Raw genomic sequence first — 20,317 nt, forward strand, 5'->3', positions numbered from 1 at the left:
GAAAATGATGGCAAGCGTTTGTTATCCGATGCGGATTGTTATAATCCGATAGCATTAAGGATTAATTTCTTATAAGGAAGCGCTTTCAAAAAGGGCTTGTTACCTTGATGCGACACCACCTGCGTACGATGCGCGCAGCATCGATTATGCCGCAGTCCCGGAAACTCCCTCGTCGATACGCAGCTGCGTCGTATAGGGACAACATTTCTTTCTATTGCATGACATTCTCACTTGCTCGTATGGGATCCCACTTACCATGTGCACACATTCATCATAAAGGAAACCCCAGTCCTTTTCCTATACAGGAATGATGCACTGCCCATACACTTGATTTCACCCTTCACAAGGCGATATAATGAGGCGCAATAGACGGTTGTATGAGGAGTCGACTTGAAAATGGAACCGTATACACCGGCGCAATTAAGACCCCAACTAGTTCTTCTGGCGGAATGGGTGCAGAAGGAAACGTTTCAGCATCACTCGGTCAATGTTCCCTGGTGGATTTTATTCTATGTGCTGCAAGGGCAGTTCCAGTATCAAATCGGGAAGCACGAAGGCGTGGCCGGCCCGGACGACCTGCTGCTTTGCCCGCCGCACACCCTATTTCGTCGTCACATGACATTGCCTTCGACGTTCCTGCTCGTTAACTTTAACTGGTTTTCCCCGCTAGGAGAGCGGATCGATTCGGACCGTCAGCTGATGCCCAATCCGGTCGGAAAATTTGTTATTCAAGATATGCAGCGGCTCGCCTCAACTCATCTCCATTTTCAGAAACTGCTTGACCGAATCGATTCGTTTGCATTGGAACGGCGCGATTTTTTGCTGCAAGACTTGTGGCAGCTTTATACGTGGGAGTGGGACTGCGCCCGGCGGGATTTGCGGGAGCAGGCAATCGACCCGCTGATGAAGCGCGCGGAGCAACTGCTGCGCCATCATGCGATGGGACGTTTGTCGCTCAAATCGATATCCAGCGAGCTCGGTCTTAGTGCCGTGCAGTTTACGCGACGCTTCAAAGCGGTATACGGCTCGTCGCCAACCGACTACGTCACCAGCTTACGGCTATGCAAAGTACGGACACTGCTGCTGGAAACCCAACTGACGTTGAATGAAATTGCGAGCCAGTGCGGTTATGAAAACGGTCTGTACTTAAGCCGTGTATTTTCCCAAAAAATGAACATCAGTCCTTCCCAGTACCGGCAAAGCCATCACATATAATACTGACAGGAATCCCGCTAAGAAAACAAAAACGGGGTGGAAGCTCTGCTCCCATCCCGAAAAATGAAAATAATGATCAGGTAAACAAGCGGATTGTCCTTGGGATGCCGCTTGTTTATATTTTGCACGGATCGGCTATACGTTCAGCAACAGCAGAATGATCGACATCATGCTGAAGCAGACGTTGACGAGCCACAGAAACGCGACGACCTGCTTGGGCTTCATGCCGGTCGACAACAGCCTATAGTGCGCCTGGCTGGCGTCAGCCTGGTAGATCGGCTTGCCGTGGCGCATCCGCCGGAAGACGACGAACAGATTGTCGAAGATCGGCACGCCCAGCGCCAAAATCGGGATGAACAGCGACAGCACCGTCGCCTGTTTGAACGCCCCGTCAAGGGCGACAACGGCGAGTATAAAGCCGAACAGCGTCGCGCCGGCATCGCCCATAAACACTTTGGCCGGCGGCTTGTTGTAACGAAGGTACGCGATCGCAATCGCCACGACGATCATCGCGATCATCGCCGAACTGGATTGGCCTTTGGCCAGCGCTACGATGAACAGCGTGCCCCCCGATATGGCCGATAAGCCCCCGGCCAGACCGTCCATGCCGTCCGAGAAATTGATCACCGTCGTAACGCCGAATATCCACGTCACCGTCAGAACGAGCTGCAGCCAACCCGGCAGCAGGACCTCCTGCCCGGTAAACGGATTCGTAAATCCATAGAAGACAATGCCGGATTCGTAGACCAGATAAGCGGCTGCCACCTGCACGAGAAATTTCGGCATCGCCGGAAACTCTTTGCGGTGTGTCTTGTACCAATCGTCGATCGTACCGATGACCAGCACCATGAAAGCTCCGACCAGGATGGCGGTCGTCTGTCCCGGCTCCTCGCGGACGAACAGCAGGAAGGCGACGGCGAAGCCGATAAAAATGGCGATGCCCGCCGTGAGCGGAATCGGCTCCCGATGTATTTTCCGTTCGCTGTCTTCCCGGGGCTTGTCCACAAAATCGATCCGGAACGCCAGTTTGCGCAGCGGCGGAATCAAGACGTACACGATCGCGAATGCAACGATAAAGGCAAGTAAGTAATAAATGACAATCCCTCCCGGATTTCAGTACCCTGTTTCCCCTATAGCCCGGACTCTCCGGCTGCCTTCCAGAGTGCCGGGCCTGCCGGTCCGAAGCCAGACGGCTAAACCGGATGAACATCCCGCCGTGCGCTCAGCCTTTGCCGGCTTCCTTCAGCAGCGGCTCGTACATCATAATCGCATGGTTCTCGGTAATGTACTCGTCGCCTATACAGGTTCCTTGCAGGTCGTACACTTTGCGGTATATCGTGTTGTGCCGGACGTAGCGGCCCCAAGTTTCCAGGGTGATGGCATGATCGCGCTCATACACCTCGTAGCGGTGAAGAGGAGCCCGGTCCGTTCTCCACTCTCCGCTCAGAAACGCATCGTCCAGCTCCAGATGCAGCTGATAAGGCCGGTCGGTAGGATTATAAATTTGCAAATCGATGTAATTGTATGCGCACGTGGCTCCGCTTCCGAACGGCTGCGTCCGGGAGGAGTCGGGAAACACGTCATAGCTGTGTCGGTGCCTTTCGACTACTTGCAGAGGCGTATGCAGCGTAATCCAGTAGATCAGGTTCGATAGCTGGCACAGGCCGCCTCCTACTCCGGAACGAAACGAGCCATAAAAGAGAACCATCCCCTCCCGGTAGCCTTTCCTCCGCGTCGGTTTGCCAATCAGCTTCCAGTAGGACAACGTCTCGCCCGGGCGAATGACGATGCCGCTCAGCCGCCGGAGAGCGATGGACAAGTTATGCGCCTTATTGCGCTGCATCCACATGTCCACGTTTTTCAGCGAACGGTACAGCGGGGTCTGATGACGGAACACCGGATAGGGCTGCCCGGGCTCATTTCCCCGTAAAGCCGCATATCGCCGGGCGCCAAACCACCAATTCATCCGCCTCCGCCACGTATAATACCGGGCACCCAGCCAGATGCGCAGCCGGGATCTCGGAATCGGCTTCATCCTCGTATCCTCCAGTCGGATGCCGTCGTATTACGGCAAGTAGTCGCCTTCCGTATTGACGGTTCAACCCGGCAAAAGGTTCATTCTGACTATGGCGGTTTTTGAATATATTGGACATTCGGCGTCGATTTCCCTTCTTTATGACAGGACCACCGGTAACATTATGCTGAATGCCGTCGCTTTCAGTCAGCAAAAAGCCCCTGACGAGCCGGGGCTCGAAGAGGCTTATTCCATCGCACACGGCTCGTCCGTCACCTCGATCATCGCCGATGCGTGGCGGTTGCCGCACGTTACTGTGATCGCCGCCGTTCCCGGCGCTTTGCCTGTAACCTTGCCCAGATCGTCCACCTCGGCTGCATCCGGGTTATCGGACGACCATTCCACTTTAAAGGGCGGTGCCACCGGCATCGTGATCGGATGATTGGTGCTGGTCTGAAACGTTCCGTTCGCTGTCAGCGTCATTTCCTGATTCACACCCAACCTGACCGCAAGAGCGCCGAACGTAATCTCGTCGAGCAGCGGCACGACGTCCCAGCGGATAGAAGCTTCATCCACGTATACGTTCAAATAATGGTAAAAGCCGCCTTTATCCGGCGGAATATGCGTATATTTGCCGCCGCCGCCCGATATGACATAGTCGACACCCTGAACGTTTTTGTACAGATAAGCGTGAAGATCGCCGCTGAAAACGACTACGTTCGTATCGGGGCGTCTGGTCTTGAACGCACCCATCAGATCGTACAAGCGCGCCGTATCGTCCGGGTCGCTGAAGCCGTGTCCGGTCTGGAAATGTTCCCCGTCCGCGGAAATCTCGTCCGGCGGAACGTGCATAAATACGATGACATGGCGCTGACTCGTCTGCTCGAGCACTTGCCTGAGCCAAGTCCACTGGGAGGCGTCGGAGCCGGTAATCGAGTTGTTCGCGGAATCGAGACCGATGATCCGGGTATGTCCGTAATCGTACAAGTAGGTCGGGTCGCCGAACGTCTGCTGGTAATTGCGCCGGGACCCCGTACCGGATACTTCATGGTTGCCGATGCTCACCGTATAAGGCGCTTCAAACAAGCCCATATTCGCAAGCGCCGCTTCGTAATTGGCCGCCGTGTCGTTCTCGACGATGTCGCCGGTGTAGCCGACAAGCTCCGGCTTCTCCCCGTTGATCCGCAAGATTTGTTCCCGCAGCAAAATGTCCGACGCCGTCCGGCCCTGATCGGCCGTGTAATACCCGCCGTCACCGATCACGCACATCTTGAACTTGTCCGGGTTCGCCGGCTGCCCGAGCGGAGCGCCGACTGTGAAGCTCCACCGGACCGACGAAACGTTCCCCGCGAGGTCCGCCGCCGTAACGCTCGCCGTATGCTTCGAATCGGGCTCGAGGGGAACTGGAGGCGTGTAAAACAAAGTGCCGCTGGCCTCGTCGTATGTGTGCCCGACCGTTTCCCCGTCCAGCCCGAGCCGGATCGAAGCGGCATTCACTCCTGTATAGCGGTCCGCCACATGGATCGCAAGCCTCGGCCGATTCGTCTGCGTCCGGATGCCGTCCATCGGGCTGATGACGCGCAGCGCGGGCGCCTCGGTATCCGGTCCCGTGTACACGACAAAGCTCCAAACCGCTCCGGGCAGCGCCGGATTACCCGCCTTGTCGGCGGCGTCCACCGTTACTGTATATGCGCCGTCTGCCAGTGCTGCAGCCGGTACGTGCGCAGTCTCGCCAGTCGCTTCGTCGTACCGGTGAGGCACTACGATCCCGTTCAGCGTAAATACGATCGTATCCGGGTCGACTCCCTGTCCTTCGTCAAAGATTCGGACGGTTATCTCCGGATCGCTCCTGTATACGGTCTCTTCCGGCTCCGGCTTCATGCCGCTGAACTTCGGCCCCTCCAGATCTTCGCCCGTGTCGGTGTAAATCGCGTGCAGCGGAGAAAAATAGACGGCTCCCGCCCCTTTGTTCGCATTACTCGTCTCAGCCACGTACAGCTGCGTGAACCGAAGCGGCATCTGCATACCGGGCGGAATATCAGCCGCGACGTATTTCCAGCCGATCCAGTTCAGCTCGCCGGCTCCGGTAAAATCAACCGGCTTCTTCGTTCCCGTGCCGTCCAGCAGTTGTCCGCGTAGCCAATGCTTGCCTCCGTCGCCGTATACCCATAACCCGATTCTCAGCGGATAACCTTCGACCGGTTTGCCGGCCGTTCCATCCGCTTCCTTGAAGTTCAAGTAGGCTGCCGACGTCCCGTCCGTTCCGGTAAAGTCGTAGATCAGCTTCGCGGCATGGAGGCCATATCGGACCGGGTCCGGGTCCGGCGCACTCGCCAGATCGACCTGTGCGGCATTCGCCCGCAAAGACGTTACTGTTATATGGCCGATAGCCGCAAATTCTTCCAGTAAGGCCGGCGGTTTGCCGTCACTTCTGACGGCCTCCGGCTCCGCCTTCGCATTTTCGTTCCCGTACGCTGCCTTCATGTTCATCGATACCACCTGACTGTTCGCTGATTCGTATGGATATATCCGCCTGCCCGAAGCGTGAACCTGTCTGGGAGATCTCCGAGAAACAATGTTCACTTTTCGGGAGCGATTTCATTCGATGTAATAATGTTTCTCCGAAAATATAATAAATAGTTTATAATGTTCCAACCCTCTTGTATATAGCGAATATTGTCGTTATTTGTAAACGAGACCTGTCTGCTGCAACCGGACATAAGCCCCTGTATCCCGCTTCGCCGCTGGCGAAACCGCAGAGATAAAGTCGAAAATTTTTCGCCCGCACAACGAAAAAAATATGCTAAACTAATATACAAGTAATAGACCTGATACGAAGTTGTCTTGTCTTGGTTATTAATACGTATGACTATATAAAAATAAGGGTCTCTGGCACCCTTAATTTCAGCATAAGGGGATAACAGAGACGAATAAAGGCGATTTGCACCCCTTATTTCAACCAACTGATCGGGTCCGCACCGTTTTAGCGGATTTTAGCAGCTGCAAACCGCTCTTATTCCATGTTCAAGCGGGTTTTCGGACAAAATAAAGGGTACAAACCAATCTTATTCCGTTCCGGTTCCCTCCTGTCCACAAGCGGGGGCACAAGGTCGAGCTGCCATAATGAACGGCTTGCGGCGCTTGCTTGCACGATAAGAAAAGCATGTAACCGAAACGCTTACCACGATGAGTGATCCTGCGCAAGCGGGAGCTTTTCTTAGTTCAGAATGTCCCGGTTCGTCTAACGCATTAGCGAACATCAAAATTCTGAATCGTTCAAAAAGGAGGAATCCGCATGGCGATCTTTCCCGAGTACGAGGACGCCAAAACCGACGACCGTTTTTTGTCCGGTCAGCAGAAGGGCCAGCTGCCCTTTTACATTTCGTGCAACCAGCCGTACTCTCACTACCCGATGCACCATCACGACTTCGCCGAGCTGTCGTTCGTCGTAGAGGGCTCGGGCACCGAATCAATCAACGGGCTGGCCCACGAGCTGCGCCGGGGCACGATGTCGCTGCTGCTGCCCCATCATATTCACGAGCTGTACAGCAACCCCGACGATCCGCTTAAATTATACAGCTGCATGTTCGATATCAACGTCTTGTTTGGCAACGCTTACGAATCGTATATGAATCAGTGGATTCACAAAATCGGTTCGGAGCTCCCGTCGCATTACCATTTCGAAGGCGAACGGCTCGCGTCCGTGACGTCCCTGATCGAGCAGCTCGTGCTCGAATATAAGGAATCCCGCCTGGGCCGGGACGCCGTCTTGCGGGGCAAGCTGATCGAAGCCGTCACGTTGATGCTGAGGGCGCTGACCGATCCGAACCAGTCCGGAACCGTGAGCAAAAACCAGCCAGGGTCTCGCGTATGGAGCATTTTGCGCTATATTCATCTTCACTTCAACGAGCCGATCTCGTTGAATTCCGTATCCGAGCATTTCGACCTGCATGCTTCGTATATCAGCCGGATGTTTAAGGAGCACACCGGCAAAACGGTCAATGATTACATGCATACGCTGCGCATCACCCGGGCCGCCACGCTGCTCGTGGCAAGCGAGATGTCGATCTCGGACATCTGTATGGAGGTCGGCTACGACAACTACCGCACCTTTGCGCGCGTCTTCCGCGAGCATCACGGCATGTCTCCGTCGGAGTACCGGATGTCGCATGCCGCCAGCCGGGCGAAAGCTTTGTAGGACAGGGAGCCTCCGCTTCGCTCGGCACGGTCAAAAGCATTCCCATAACATGGAATGTCCCGATTTCCATACGAAAGGACCTCAAATCCCACTGTAACGCGTGGGCTGAGGTCCTTTTCTCAAGAAAAAACGGTTCTAAGCGGGGCCACATCGAGGACTACCGCCGCAAATGAGTGCGGACGAAAGGCCACACCCGCTCCTTATAATACCGGTGACCGCCGCTGCCTTCATACAGCTCGCAGCTCGATTCGGCATCCATCGCAGCGTAAACGTTCCGCAGATGGCCGTAAGTCTCGCGCGTCCCCTCGATCGGATAAATCTCATCGTGAACGCCGTGGACGATAAGCAGCGGTCTCGGCGCGATCAATGCCGCCACATCGTACATCTCCCCAAGCTCCAGTATGCCGGGAACGATATTGCATGGGCAATGGCCGATCGGAATGATCGATTTCTCGAACGTGCATACATACGACCCCGGCACAGCGACGGAGATCCGGTCGTCGAGCGCCGCCGTGAATAGGGTGACCGTACCTCCGCCGGAGTTGCCGGTCATCACGATCCGGCTCGTATCGATCTCCGGCCGCGTGGCCGCATAATCGATCAGCCGTCCCATATCATGCACGCGCTCTCCGATCAGCGTCCGCCCGTACATCAGCGCCACTTTTTGAAAATTGACGCAGGAATTCCCTTTCCCATCCGATTTCAGCCATTCCTCTTCCCCGCCCATCTCGTAAAACCCGCGGACGTCCGGAGCGATCACCGCGTAGCCTTCCTTGACGGCCTGCACCGCCACATCCCTCTCGCCCTGCTCGCTGCTGGTCCGATCCTCTTCGGAAGCGTAGTTCGCGACATAAGTTTCTTTGCCGCGCGCTCCGTGTCCGTGCGGAGTGACGACCAGCGGATAAGGCCCTTCTCCGGTACCCGGGAGCAGCAAATAAAACGGAATCTCGACGCCGGGCTCGCTTGTCACATACCATTTCTCGCGCGTGTAACCGTCGCATTCCACGCTTTCCGTGCGGCGGGGGTTCAGCCCGATCGGCTCCGTCCCGATCCGGTTCAGACCGAGCCGCTCGCGGAGAGCGGCTCGAAAGTCGGCGCGCCAGGCATCCCAGCTTCCGTCCGATAGCGGCGTACGGTAATCGAAGGTGCGGCCCGAGGCGCGGGCCAGATTGTCCCTGTAGCCGGCCGTATTAAAATATTGCATACGTCTCTCCTCCACCCAGCCTTCTAGACTAACGATACAAGCTTCACATTCGATTATACCTTGATCCCAGAGACAATGGCACAAATATCCAATAATTATTTCTACTCTGGCAGGCAGGTTACCCCTGAAAATAATCGTTCATATCATCCAGCCCCGGGAAACCCTTCACCAGCTGGCCGCTACCGGACGATTGCGCGTTCTGTTCCGCCGGGTTCGGGGAAGGCGAGACGAATACGTTGTTGCGCGAAATGACCGTCTTCTCGTTGTTGAGAACACGGACGCCCAAATTCCGCGAACCGGACGAGAGATAGAAGCTGTCTTCGAAATAGTTGCCCTCGATCACGGCAATACGCCCGATCGCCGACACGTACACGTGGTAGGCGGTTCCCGATGTCTGGCTATTGCCGAAGCCGACCGACTGGTTGCCGCGGAATACGAGCCTTTGGCCTGCGGTAAACGTAGCTCCGCGCTGCCCTCCCGACGTCGAATTCGGGTCGGCCGAGATCAGGTTGCCCTCTACGATCAGATGGTCCCAGCCCCCGTTTTTCTCCTGCCGGAACTCGATGCCGAACTCGCGCACATGCTCGATCACGTTCATCAGAACTTGCCCGTTGTAAGCGCCTTCGAAACCTTGTACACCTTTGACGCATTGACGAAACTTGTTGCCCGAGATCAGGAAATGGTCGCTTTCCCGGTAGCCGAGCGAATTCCCGCCCTGAGTCGATACCCCGGTCCGAAACCGGTATACGTCATTGTCGCAGCACATCGAATGATGCGAGCCGATCAATCGGACCGCATGGCTCTCCGCCACTTTGTAGTCGTCCTCGTTGATCATCTGATTGGCGTACACGATCGCATGGTTCTGGAAGAAGACTTCGACTCCCATCTTGTTCGTATTCAACATCCGGTTCAGAACCGCCGCATTCCGGTAAGTCACCCGGCCCGGGAACCCTAACGAGGAGTTGCCCCCGCCAAAGCTGATGCAGACGTCGCACTCTTCAAAATCGTTATTGTGCACGACGGCTCTGTCCACGAACCATACCTTGACGCCGGCAAAGTTGTTCGCCCCTCCGCTGCCGCTCGGCCCCGGCTTCTGGGAGAACTTCAAGGAATGGACGTTGACGTTCCGGACCCGCGTAGTCCGGTCGCTCTTGCCGATCAGCAGCGTGTTCGTCTGGGCTTCGGTAGTCAAATGGGACGACGGGCCCGCTCCGAATATCGTAATATCTCCCCGCCCGCAGAGAAATCCGGAAGCGCTGTAGTACGTGCCGGGAGGTACGTAGAGCGCTCCTCCAGCCGGGACGTCCGCCATAGCGGCGTTCCATGCCGCCGTGTCGTCGGTTATGCCGTCGCCTGCCGCTCCGTACCAGCTTAAGTTAACGGCCGTCAAGATCGCTTCGCTGCGCATACGCGCCTCCAGCTCTTCCCGCAGCTCCTCAATCGCTGCATGAGGGCTCCCGTTACCGTTACCGTTTCCCGGCTTTTTTCCTGCCGCTCCGTTCCCCATAGCTCCAGCCGATGCGCCGGCTTCCAGCGCGCTTGCAATTCCACCGGACAGCAGCCCTCCCGCCACGGTCAGCACACCCGCCGCGCCCAGCGTCGTCAGCACTTGCCGGCGATTGACGCGGGCTATCCCCGCAAGGCCTCCCGGCTCCTCTCGTTCCTTGCGCACCAACGGGTTAACGGCTTGCTCCTTCTTGTCCAACAGCATCCACCTCTTCGATTTAAATTGGCCCGTCAAAGGGCCTATGGCACAACCGGCTGCCGCCGGAGAAAGCGGCGCCGGTCCGTGACGCCTCGATCAGCTGAACTACTTCAAATAACCGTTTGCGGTCAGCTCCCGTTTGATCTCATCCAGATACTGCTGGCCTTTGTATTTCGTCAAATACGCGTTCACGTATTCATCCCAGTTTTTGTCGTCCAGCGGCACGTTGCCGTAGATGAACTTCAACATCATTTCCGTCACATATTTGGACAGGTCTGCCGCGTATTGCGTCGGCTCCTTCGCCTGCCCCATCGCGAAAATGCCGCCGATCTCCGGGTTGTCCCCGATCAGCTTCATCTGCTGCTCGTACAAGAACGCGTCGGGGTAAAACACCTTGACCGTCTCGGGAGCCGTCTTGATTGCAGGCTCGCCCATAATCGAATAGGCGGACAAGTAGTTGCTCTGGCTGCCGGCGATGAACTCCGTAATAACCCCATTCGTCTTCTTATGATTCAACCCTTCGATGCCGAACGTAAGCAGCCTCGCTCCCTGTTGCCCGTTCATCCAATTCGCCAGCTCGATCATTTTGTTCACTTTCTCCGGCTGGTCCTTCAACTTCACGGTCAGGCTCAATATACCGTTCGGCGAGTTCGTTTTGCCGTTGTTCGACGCTTTTCCGGCAGGACCGGTTATCGGAGGCAGCAGCACAACCTCCGCCTGCGGGTTCAGCTTTTTCATATTTTGCACGATGGCGTTCGGGTAGCCCGTATTATGGAAAATACCGATCTGTCCCTGCTCCGCCTTCTGCGTCACCCGGTCGAGATTGTTCGTCGCCAGATCCGGATCGATCGCACCCGATTTCATCAGCTCGTTCATATATTGCAAATAGTGGCGGAATTCGCCGCTGACCGGACCGCCCTTCAGCTTGCCGGCCTGATCGACCCAAAATGAGCCGCGCACGTCGCCCGTAAAAGCCGACAACAACTGCCAGAACGGCTGGCCGTTCATGGAGGAGCCGGAGGCGGAGAAGCCGAACGTATCTTTTTTGCCGTTCCCGTCAGGGTCGTTGCCTGCAAACGCCTGCATAACCGCCTTCAGCTCATCCGTCGTCGTGGGCATCTTCAGGTTCAGCCGGTCGAGCCAGTCTTTACGGATGAACAAGCTGTTCGTCATCGTCGGCGGACGCGCCGGAATGCCATGATAGACGCCGTTTTTATCGGAGATGGTGTACAGCATTTCCTTGGTTGCATACTTCAGGTTGGGCGGCAGCGCATTCGGCTTCAGCACCTCGTTCATCGGCAGCAGATACCCCTGCTCCTGGGCTTTCCGGTAATCCGCCATGTTGAAAAACAATATCGCTTCCGGCAAATCGTTCGCGGCGATCCTTGCCCCGAGCTTCGCCCTCCACTCGTCCGACTTTCCGCTCGAGAACGCATACTTCAAGTCGATGCCGAGATCCTTCCGGATCGTCTGCAGCACTACGTCCTGTTCGGGCGGTGGCACGTCCACCGATACCGATACCCACCGCTCAACCTCGATCGCTACCGGCTTCCCCGCTTCCCCCGCAGACTGCTGCGCCGCGTTTTCTTCCTTCCCGCAAGCGGCCGTCGCTCCGGCAAGAGCGAGCGCCAATACTCCGTAACCCCACTTTTTCATCTGGAATCCTCCCTGTTATCGCTTTGCTCCGTGCTTTCCCGCATTGCTCATTGCCTACCGGCCATAGGGCCGTTAATTGGGCGACTACCCTTTGACCGAGCCGAGCAGCACCCCTTTTGTAAAGTAATTTTGCAGAAACGGATAGATGACGAGCACCGGGATAATCGAGATGATCACCGCCGCCATCTTGACCGACTCCGTCGGCACGACAATCGTCATATCGCCCATCTCCGAAGGGTCCGGCGTGTTCAGCATCGAGCGCAGCACGGCCTGCAGCGGATGCTTGCCCGTATCGGAGATGTACAGAATCGCCTCGAAAAACGAATTCCAGTGACTGACCGCATAAAACAAAGAGATGGTGGCGATAATCGGCATGGATAACGGCAGCACGATTTTAAACAAGTAGCCGATTTCCGTCGAACCGTCGATCAGAGCCGCCTCCTCGAGATTTTGCGGCAAATTTTCGATAAAGCTTTTCATGACGAGCACGTTGAAGACGCTTACGGTGCCCGAAAAAATAAGCGCCCAATAGCTGTTCAACAGCCCCAGTGATTTGACCAGCATATATTGCGGAATCATGCCGCCCTGGAACATCATGGTGATGAGCAGCAGCAGCAGGATGGCGTTTCGCCCCGGCATCGACCTGCTCGACAGCCCGTAAGCGAGCATCATCGACAGCGCGACTCCGATCGCGGTCGAAACGATCGTCACATACGCCGAATTGGCGAGCGCCCTCATGATTTTCGTATCCTGAAGCAGCTCTGCGTACGCCTGGAACGTCACCACTTTCGGGAACACGACGAACCCGCCGTTGCGCACTAATTCGATATAAGGAGTCAAGGAGACGACTAATACGTAAAATACCGGAAACAGCGCGACAAGGCCGAGCAGCGTAAGCACGATATAGTTAAAGGTTTGAAAGCCGATTTCTCCGGCAGAACGTCTCATCTGCACTCCTCCTCACCAGATTCCGGAATCTCCGAATTTTTTGGCCAGCCTGTTCGCCCCCAGCACCAGCAGCAGCCCGATTACCGATTTGAACAGCCCAACCGCCGTAGCCAGACTGAAGTTGTTGTCGATAATGCCTTTGCGGTACACCCACGTATCGATAATATCGGCCGTGTCGTACACGAGCGGGTTGTACATCGCGTATATTTGCGTGAAGCCCGCGTCCAGAATCGTGCCCATTTTCAGGATCAGCAGCAGAACGATGACATTGCGGATGCCCGGCAGCGTAATGTGCCACGTTTGTTTCCATCTCCCGGCTCCGTCGATCTTTGCCGCTTCGTACAGCTGCTGATCGATCGCCGTCAGCGCAGCCAAGTAAATGATAGCGCCCCAACCGATGTCTTTCCAGATGTCGGAGAAAATGATAATCCAGCGAAACCAGTCGTTCGAGGTCAAAAATTGAACCGGCTGATATCCCCATTCCTTGAGCGTAAAGTTGATCAGCCCCGACGTCGGGGACAGAAACGCGATCAAGATTCCGTAAATGATCACCCACGATAAGAAGTGCGGCATGTACGTGAGTGTCTGGATCGTGCGCTTAAACCAGGAGCGTCCCACTTCGTTAAGCAGCAGGGCGAGTATAATGTCGGGCGTCATTCCGAACGCGATTTTCATCAGGCTGATGACGATCGTATTGCCCGTCACCTTCCAGAAATCCGGACTTTCCCAAAATACCCGGAACCATTTGAGCCCGACCCAATCGCTGCCGGTTATGCCCAGAAACGGCGAGTAATCGAGAAACGCGATCGATACGCCGTACAAGGAGCCGTATTTGAAAATCAGAATGTACAGCAGTCCCGGGGCGATGAGCAAATACCGGTACTTGTACTTCCATATGACGCGAAGCAGGCGTGGCACCGAGCGCCCGGCTATCGCCGCACCGCGTCCGCTTTCCGCAATCGTCTTCATCGTATTGTCCTCCATCTTTGGTTGCGATGATTGGATTGTACCGCATGCCGGCTTGCCGGAGCTTTCGGATTGTTTGGCGAAACTTTCGTTTTTTTTGGGAGGATCGGAATAACGGGTTCAGCGGAGCGTGCTATAATTTTTAATAGAATCGAGACGGGGGGATGCCCATGATCCGCGGTCTGTTCGGCAGCTTGTCGGTTAAATTGTTTACGTTTTGCTTCATCTCCATATCGCTGCTCGTGCTGCTGCTCGTCGCCGTCTCCCAGCATTACGTATCCGGCCAGTTCGCGAGCCAGCAGACGTCCTACGTCACCCATGCGCTCAAGCGGACCGATTATTTCCTCAATCAATTCATGAAAAATTTGCAAAAAGATTTGCAGTTCATCGCCCGGGACCGGCGGCTGGCGGGACTGGAGCCCGATGGGACGGTACAGCTGCTGGAGCAGTACCGGCTGCAGTGGAAGGATATTAAAAATTTGTACGTGTTCAGCTCGGACGGACAAGTGCTCGGCACGTCCGGGGCGCTATGGGATATCGCCTCCTCGGAAAATATCCGCAGCGTGCATCTCGGCCTGACGGCTGGCGATTCGCCGGTCGTGTGGACCGAACCTTATTTCTCCCCGGTATCGGATTATACCGTCACAGTCGCGGTCAAAATCCCGATGGCGGAAGGCGAGTCTCCGGCGATCCTCGCTGCCGATCTGGATCTGGAATCGATTCTTGCCCCTTACGAGGACGAATACTTGGGCTCCAAGGAATCGCTTCTGCTGCTAAGCCGGGCGAACCGTCCGATCTCGGTCCGGTCTCCTTACGTAAAGTACGATGTGTTCGCCAAATCGTATTCGCTGTCCGGGCTCCCCGCCGATTCGCTCGAACATAACGTGAACGCGTGGCAGGCGGAGGACGAGCAAAGGAACCCGCTGCACATCTCCCGGGCGAACGGCAACATCTGGGGCTGGCAGGTCATCCTTATTTTGAACGACAGCTTTTTGGCCAAATCGCTAGCTTTTATGAAGGCGTTTTCGATACTGATCGGCCTCGCCGGGCTCGTGTTGTCGATCGTCGTGTCGTATTATTTGGCCCGTTATATGATCAAACCGCTTAAACAGCTCGTCCCTCAGATGAAAAAGGTAAGCGCGGGCGATTTTCAGACGCAGATCGATAGTCGGCGGAACGACGAATTCGGCATACTGGCCGTCGCCTTTAACCGGATGGTCGCCAAAATCAGCCAGCTTATGGACTCGGTCGTCCAAGCCGAGATCAAGAAAAAGATGTACGAGCTGAAGGTGCTGCAGACGCAAATCCAGCCGCATTTCCTGTACAATACGCTCAATTCGATCAGCTACCTCGCCAAGCGCGGACGGACGCAGGAAGTGGATACGATGATTACGAATTTGTCCTCGCTGCTGCATTTTCATCTGGATAAGGTCGAAGAGTTCGTTCCGTTCGACGAGGAGCTGGAAGGGGTGAAGCGGTACGCTTCGATTATGGAGTTCCGGTATCCCGGCCAATTCATCCTCGACTTCGATATCGACGAGATGATGAGGTATGTCCCGATTCCGAAGTTTACGCTCCAGCCACTTGTGGAGAATGCGATTTTCCACGGAATTTTACCCAAAGGCGACCTCGGTTCCATCGTCGTGACCGGGGAACGGGACGGCGAGCGGCTCGTGCTGCGCGTCTCCGACGACGGAATCGGCATACCGGAAAACCGGCGCAGTCTGCTCCTGCAAACGAAACCGGACGGCGCTCGCGCCGGGTATTACCATCTCGGACTGTTCAGCATTCACGAAAGACTGCGGCTGTATTACGGCGAAGGCTACGGACTGCGTATTCATAGTGTCGACAGCGGAGGAACGACGGTAGAAATCATCATTCCGTATGAGGAGGGGACGCAGCATGCAGCTTGACCGGACCGAACCGTCGCCGGACATTCGGGTATTAATCGTAGACGATGAGTATATGGTGCTGAGCACGCTGCGCGAGGAGATCGGCTGGGAGCGGCTCGGCATGAAGGTTGTGGCGGAGGCGTCGAACGGCAGGCAGGCTCTGGAGAAGTGCGCCGCCTACAGCCCCGATCTGGCATTGATCGACATCTCGATGCCGGTGATGAGCGGGCTGGAGATGATCGTTTCGGCCAAGCAGGATTTCCCGGGACTCCGCTTCGCGATTCTGACTGCGCATCCAGACTTCGCTTACGCTCAGGAGGCGCTGAATGCGGGCGCGCTCGCTTATGTGCTCAAGACGCCGGTGCTCGTCCAGGATGTGGAGCGGATGCTGGCGAATTGCCGGGACACGATCCGGGCGGAGCGCGAGAGCCGCCTCCGGGTCCGGTTCGCCGATCAGGTGCTGAGCCGGCACGCTTGGGACATCCGGCATGCGCTTCTGCTTGATTTGCAGCGGGGCAGCCATATCGCGGAATCGCATTGGGCGTATTTGTTTCCGTACGCCAAGCCGGGGCCGGGGCCGGGAACCACGGAAGGGCGGGATCAAGCCGCTTCGGCTTCGGGCGCTTCGGGCGCTCCGTCTGGTCAGCCGAGCCAGCTTCAGGTGATGTATGTAACAGCGCTCCATATGAAGCGTCTTTTGGCCCGATACCCCGAAACCGATGTTCCCTTGGTCAAATATTCTTTATTCCAAGCCGTTCAGGAAGTAGCGGCCGATTGCGGCGGAGGGACGGCGCTCCCTGACGCCACCGGCGGCGTTTACCTGATCCGCACGCTCGCCGTCTCCGGCAGCAGATCCCAATCGGAGTCGGACGTCCAGCATATCGTCACCCGGCTGAGCCGGTTTTTCGCCAAATATTACTCTGCCGAAGCCGTAGTCGGGATCAGCTCTTCCCGTTCGTCGCGCGAGAGCTTGCGGGAGATGCTGCACGAGGCCGAAGCCGCCTCGGAGCTTTCCTTTTATATGCCCGGCAGGGAAGCTCCGTATTATGCTTACGAAAGCAAGCCGGCTGTCCGATCGTCGGGGGCCGCATGGCCGAAGGTGGAAGCCGAGCTGCTCGCGAAGTGGCGCCAGCCTCACCGGGCGGACGTCCCGGGCAGCTTGCAGGTGCTCCGCCACTATGCGGAGAGCGATCGGCCCGAGCCGGGCAAGCTTCGCCGTCAGACGCTCGCCCTGCTGGAGACGTCCGGTGTGCCGCTGACCCGCAGCGACTGGAACGAGCTGAGCGACAACGGGACGCTAAACGCCTGGCTCGACGGTCTGGACAAAGTGCTCGGCCGCGACACCTCGCCTGCGCTGATCTCCCCTGCGGTCCCGGCGATGCATGAGGATATCGGCAAGGCGCTCGACTACATGCGAAGCCATCTGCACGATAACTTGACGCTCGCCAAAGTAGCCGAACATATTCATATGAATCCGAGCTATTTCAGCCATCTGTTCAAGGTCAACACAGGCACGACGTTTATCGACCATCTGACCGGCCTGCGGATCGAGCGGGCCAAGCAGCTGCTGCAGAGACCGGAGCTGAAAAACTATATGCTCTGTGAAGAAATCGGCTTCGCCAGCTATCCGCACTTCTGCACGCAGTTCAAAAAACATACGGGATACACCCCGAGCGAATACAAGCAGCAAGTGCTCGCCTCCGGGACGAGGGACGGCGGCGGGAAATGAGGAGTCCACCATAAGGCTCGTCTGTGCGTTCGCGGTCGTATCCATTCGTTCCATGATCGGGTATACTATTTGATATAAGAAAAGCTAGTGGCAACATGACTTTTGAGACCGCTCCTTTTTTACGTTTTCGGGTGCCACTGCAACAACTCCTATATTTTCAGCAGAGTCGTATTTTCGAGCCTCACTTAGAACTGGCTTCTTCGAGAAAAGGCCCTCATCCTCCACTTACCAGTGGAATTTGAGGGCCTTTCGTTAATGGGCGAGAGGGAACCAAATAGGAGTGGTCTGTACCCTTTATTTTGTTCAAAAACCTGCTTGGATACGAAATAAGAGCGGTTTGAAGCTTCTAAAATCCGCGAAAAGGCTGTACACCCCATCAGTTGGTTGAAATAAGGGGTACAAACCGCCCTTATTCACTCCTGTTTCGCGAATGGACTGAAAATAGAAGCTGCCAAAGAGACTGTCGATTAAATGTGTAGAATTGTTAACTGGCCGTTCCAAGTAAAAAGTTTCCTTCTTCTGCTCAGACAGGTTGTCCGGAATCCCTTGATTTTAAAGGATTTTAAGGTTTGGGGTTCCAGACAAAACTCGCCAGAAGGCAATCTTTTCACTTTCCACTCGGTTGTTCATAATGAATCGACAGTCTCGCCAAAGACTCTTATCTCTTTTCGTAGGGTCTTACATCTACGTTATCGTGTCATGCAAACCCTTTGGGGCACCTCTTCAGAAAATAAAGAAGCTATTACATGGGTGGCCAAAAACCAAAAACGCAAAAAGCCTGCGCATCCTCGCAGGCTTTTTTGCGTTCTACAGCCCGGCTGTCCGGCTTACCCGGCCATCCTTTATCCGTGTTGACGCTGGAACTCCTGCATAAACTCGGCCAGCGCCTTGCAGCTTTCGTACGGTACCGCGTTGTATGTGGAGGCGCGCATATGGCCGACGTCGCGGTGACCCTTCAGGCCGACGAATCCGGCCGCTTCCGCTTCCTGGATAAACTTCTTCTCCAGCTCGTCGCTGCCGAGCGCGAACGTGATGTTCATGAGCGAACGATTGCCCGGATCGACAAGCCCCTCGAAGAAGCCGCCGCTGCCATCGATTGCGTCGTAGATCAGCTTCGTTTTGTCGTGATTCAACCGCTCCATCGCTTCCAGTCCACCGAGCCCTTTAATCCACTTCAATACGAGGCTTACGATATAGACGGAGTAAACCGGCGGCGTGTTATACAGCGACTTGCTTTTGGCGTGCGTATCGTAACGAAGCATCGTAGGCAGCCCCTTGGGCGAATCCTTCAGCATGTCTTCCTTCGCGATGACGACCGTAACCCCGGACGGTCCCAGGTTTTTCTGGGCGCCGGCATACAGAAAGTCGAACTTCGACACGTCCACCGGACGGCACAAAATATCGCTCGACAAGTCCGCGATCAGCGGCACGCTGCCGATATCCGGGTATTCCGCGTATTGGGAGCCGGCAATCGTCTCGTTCGACGTAATATGAATGTAGGCGGCGTTCGGGCGAACCTCAATCTCATTCGGAGCCGGGATTCGGCGGAATCCGCTTGCTTCGCCGGTACCGGCCACATACGTCTCGCCGATGCCTTTCGCTTCCTTCAGCGCTTTGTCCGCCCAGCTTCCGGTCAGTACATAACCGGCCGCTTGGCCTTGCTGCAAGTAGTTCATCGGGATCATGGCGAATTGCGTGCTGGCTCCTCCTTGGAGAAACAGCACTTCATACCCGTTCGGTACGCCAAGCAGTTCCTTCATGAGCGATTGAGCTTCATCGTTGACTTGCTCGTATTCTTTGCTCCTGTGGGAGATTTCCATAATCGACATGCCGATTCCGCGATAATCGACGAACTCCGCTTGCGCTTGCTGGAGTACGTCCAGAGGCAGCGCAGCCGGTCCGGCGTTAAAGTTGTATGCCCGTTTCGTCACAGTTACCACACCTTTTCCGTTTGTGTAATATGGCTATGATAGCAGTATTCGCGAAGCCGTTCAATACAGCCGGGCGAAATTGTCCGAAAGTTGTCTTAAAATGAAAAAATTTGTTCTCCGTCCGGGCGTCTGATGCACTCCCGGGCACTTGAGGGTATACTCCTTATGAACGTACGCCAAACTAGGGCTACTATGCCAGAAAAAGAGGTGAGCATCATCGCAGCATCCGAAATGCACAGGCTGTTTATCGCCGTTCCGCTGCCTGCCGCTCTTCAAAACAAGGCGGCAGACGCGATGGACCGGCTGAGACAGGTTCAGTCGTACAAGAAATGGGTGCACCCTGAAGATTTGCATCTGACGCTGACGTTTATCGGCGACGTCCCTCCGGCCTCCATCCCCGCCATCGAGACGGAGCTGGAGAAGGTTGCTGCGCGCAGCAACCCGTTCCCGCTTCGTCTGCACGGCGCCGGCACGTTCGGACTCCCGCATTCCCCCCGTGTGCTGTGGGCCGGTCTGGACGGCGGAATGGAGCAGCTGCGGCGGCTTCAGGCAGACGTTGAAGGGCAGATGGCCGCGCTCGGCTACCCTCCGGAAAAACGTCCCTACTCGCCACATATTACGTTGGCGCGGCAATATACCGGCGATGCTCCGGCACTGGAAGAGGCGCCGGCGGCACTGTTCCGCCCGGACGACGCGGACGGCTCCGCGCTCGCATGGATCGCCGACCGGATCGTCCTGTACCGCAGCCATCTAGGCCGCACGCCGATGTACGAGCCGGTCCGCACCGTCGTCTTCCACGCGGGCGGCTGACACCGCTTCCCCGACGCGCAGCGCAGCCTAGCCTGGTACAGCCCGGCAG

14 protein-coding genes are annotated in these 20,317 nt (G+C 56.1%); 5 read left to right on the forward strand and 9 right to left on the reverse strand.

The annotated features are described in order from the left end of the window. Positions 1–396: 396 nt before the first annotated feature. Entirely contained in the window at positions 397–1,215 is an 819-nt protein-coding gene (locus tag AC3Y2E_RS02770; RefSeq protein WP_379206896.1) for an AraC family transcriptional regulator, read from the forward strand. Positions 1,216–1,350: 135 nt separating this feature from the next. Here AC3Y2E_RS02770 and AC3Y2E_RS02775 read toward each other — a convergent pair whose 3' ends face one another. The 3 genes from AC3Y2E_RS02775 to AC3Y2E_RS02785 form a co-directional block, all read right to left on the reverse strand. Then, positions 1,351–2,316: an MraY family glycosyltransferase gene (locus AC3Y2E_RS02775; RefSeq protein WP_379207219.1), complete on the reverse strand. Its 966-nt coding sequence runs from the start codon at positions 2,314–2,316 to the stop codon at positions 1,351–1,353. 121 nt (positions 2,317–2,437) lie between these two features. Further along, entirely contained in the window at positions 2,438–3,250 is an 813-nt protein-coding gene (locus tag AC3Y2E_RS02780) for a VanW family protein (RefSeq protein ID WP_379206898.1), read from the reverse strand. A 225-nt stretch (positions 3,251–3,475) separates the two neighbouring features. After that, the gene (locus tag AC3Y2E_RS02785; protein ID WP_379206900.1) at positions 3,476–5,719 is read right to left on the reverse strand and encodes an Ig-like domain-containing protein; all 2,244 of its coding nucleotides are present in this window, start codon (positions 5,717–5,719) and stop codon (positions 3,476–3,478) included. 805 nt (positions 5,720–6,524) lie between these two features. On the opposite strand from AC3Y2E_RS02785, the gene AC3Y2E_RS02790 reads away from it, so the two are divergent. Beyond that, positions 6,525–7,427, forward strand: coding sequence for a helix-turn-helix transcriptional regulator (locus AC3Y2E_RS02790; RefSeq protein WP_379206903.1), 903 nt, complete (start codon positions 6,525–6,527; stop codon positions 7,425–7,427). Positions 7,428–7,584: 157 nt separating this feature from the next. Here the strand turns inward: AC3Y2E_RS02790 and AC3Y2E_RS02795 are convergent, their stop codons facing one another. The 5 genes from AC3Y2E_RS02795 to AC3Y2E_RS02815 form a co-directional block, all read right to left on the reverse strand. Next, complete coding sequence (locus tag AC3Y2E_RS02795) at positions 7,585–8,631, reverse strand: alpha/beta hydrolase family protein (protein ID WP_379206905.1); 1,047 nt, start codon at positions 8,629–8,631, stop codon at positions 7,585–7,587. Positions 8,632–8,749: 118 nt separating this feature from the next. Beyond that, positions 8,750–10,336: a glycosyl hydrolase family 28-related protein gene (locus AC3Y2E_RS02800; protein ID WP_379206907.1), complete on the reverse strand. Its 1,587-nt coding sequence runs from the start codon at positions 10,334–10,336 to the stop codon at positions 8,750–8,752. Between the two features lie 105 nt (positions 10,337–10,441). Next, entirely contained in the window at positions 10,442–11,992 is a 1,551-nt protein-coding gene (locus tag AC3Y2E_RS02805) for an extracellular solute-binding protein (RefSeq protein ID WP_379206909.1), read from the reverse strand. A gap of 84 nt (positions 11,993–12,076) precedes the next feature. Then, positions 12,077–12,940, reverse strand: coding sequence for a carbohydrate ABC transporter permease (locus tag AC3Y2E_RS02810; protein ID WP_379206911.1), 864 nt, complete (start codon positions 12,938–12,940; stop codon positions 12,077–12,079). A 12-nt stretch (positions 12,941–12,952) separates the two neighbouring features. After that, positions 12,953–13,909, reverse strand: a complete 957-nt coding sequence (locus AC3Y2E_RS02815; protein ID WP_379206913.1) for an ABC transporter permease — start codon at positions 13,907–13,909, stop codon at positions 12,953–12,955. Between the two features lie 167 nt (positions 13,910–14,076). Here AC3Y2E_RS02815 and AC3Y2E_RS02820 point away from each other — a divergent pair, with 167 nt between their 5' ends. Both AC3Y2E_RS02820 and AC3Y2E_RS02825 read left to right on the forward strand, forming a co-directional pair. Next, positions 14,077–15,819 carry a sensor histidine kinase gene (locus AC3Y2E_RS02820; RefSeq protein WP_379206915.1) on the forward strand — a complete coding sequence of 581 codons (1,743 nt, stop codon included), beginning with the start codon at positions 14,077–14,079 and terminating at the stop codon, positions 15,817–15,819. Further along, positions 15,809–17,527: a response regulator transcription factor gene (locus tag AC3Y2E_RS02825; protein WP_379206917.1), complete on the forward strand. Its 1,719-nt coding sequence runs from the start codon at positions 15,809–15,811 to the stop codon at positions 17,525–17,527. Before AC3Y2E_RS02820 ends, AC3Y2E_RS02825 begins: the two co-directional genes overlap by 11 nt. Before the next feature lie 842 nt (positions 17,528–18,369). Here the strand turns inward: AC3Y2E_RS02825 and serC are convergent. Next, the gene (gene serC / locus AC3Y2E_RS02830) at positions 18,370–19,458 is read right to left on the reverse strand and encodes a 3-phosphoserine/phosphohydroxythreonine transaminase (protein ID WP_379206919.1); all 1,089 of its coding nucleotides are present in this window, start codon (positions 19,456–19,458) and stop codon (positions 18,370–18,372) included. Positions 19,459–19,623: 165 nt separating this feature from the next. Between serC and thpR the strand changes: the two genes are divergently transcribed. Then, a complete protein-coding gene (gene thpR / locus AC3Y2E_RS02835) occupies positions 19,624–20,268 on the forward strand; it encodes an RNA 2',3'-cyclic phosphodiesterase (RefSeq protein WP_379206922.1) in 645 nt (214 codons plus the stop codon). Positions 20,269–20,317: the final 49 nt, after the last annotated feature.

Source organism: Paenibacillus sp. MAH-35, from assembly GCF_058135425.1.

Bases quoted from the DNA above. Each gene is read 5' to 3' on its own strand.
- AC3Y2E_RS02770 (WP_379206896.1), top strand. From the start codon at position 397: ATGGAACCGTATACACCGGCGCAATTAAGACCCCAACTAGTTCTTCTG.
- AC3Y2E_RS02780 (WP_379206898.1), bottom strand. From the start codon at position 3,250: ATGAAGCCGATTCCGAGATCCCGGCTGCGCATCTGGCTGGGTGCCCGG.
- AC3Y2E_RS02785 (WP_379206900.1), bottom strand. From the start codon at position 5,719: ATGAACATGAAGGCAGCGTACGGGAACGAAAATGCGAAGGCGGAGCCG.
- AC3Y2E_RS02790 (WP_379206903.1), top strand. From the start codon at position 6,525: ATGGCGATCTTTCCCGAGTACGAGGACGCCAAAACCGACGACCGTTTT.
- AC3Y2E_RS02795 (WP_379206905.1), bottom strand. From the start codon at position 8,631: ATGCAATATTTTAATACGGCCGGCTACAGGGACAATCTGGCCCGCGCC.
- AC3Y2E_RS02805 (WP_379206909.1), bottom strand. From the start codon at position 11,992: ATGAAAAAGTGGGGTTACGGAGTATTGGCGCTCGCTCTTGCCGGAGCG.
- AC3Y2E_RS02810 (WP_379206911.1), bottom strand. From the start codon at position 12,940: ATGAGACGTTCTGCCGGAGAAATCGGCTTTCAAACCTTTAACTATATC.
- AC3Y2E_RS02815 (WP_379206913.1), bottom strand. From the start codon at position 13,909: ATGAAGACGATTGCGGAAAGCGGACGCGGTGCGGCGATAGCCGGGCGC.
- AC3Y2E_RS02820 (WP_379206915.1), top strand. From the start codon at position 14,077: ATGATCCGCGGTCTGTTCGGCAGCTTGTCGGTTAAATTGTTTACGTTT.
- AC3Y2E_RS02825 (WP_379206917.1), top strand. From the start codon at position 15,809: ATGCAGCTTGACCGGACCGAACCGTCGCCGGACATTCGGGTATTAATC.
- thpR (WP_379206922.1), top strand. From the start codon at position 19,624: ATGAACGTACGCCAAACTAGGGCTACTATGCCAGAAAAAGAGGTGAGC.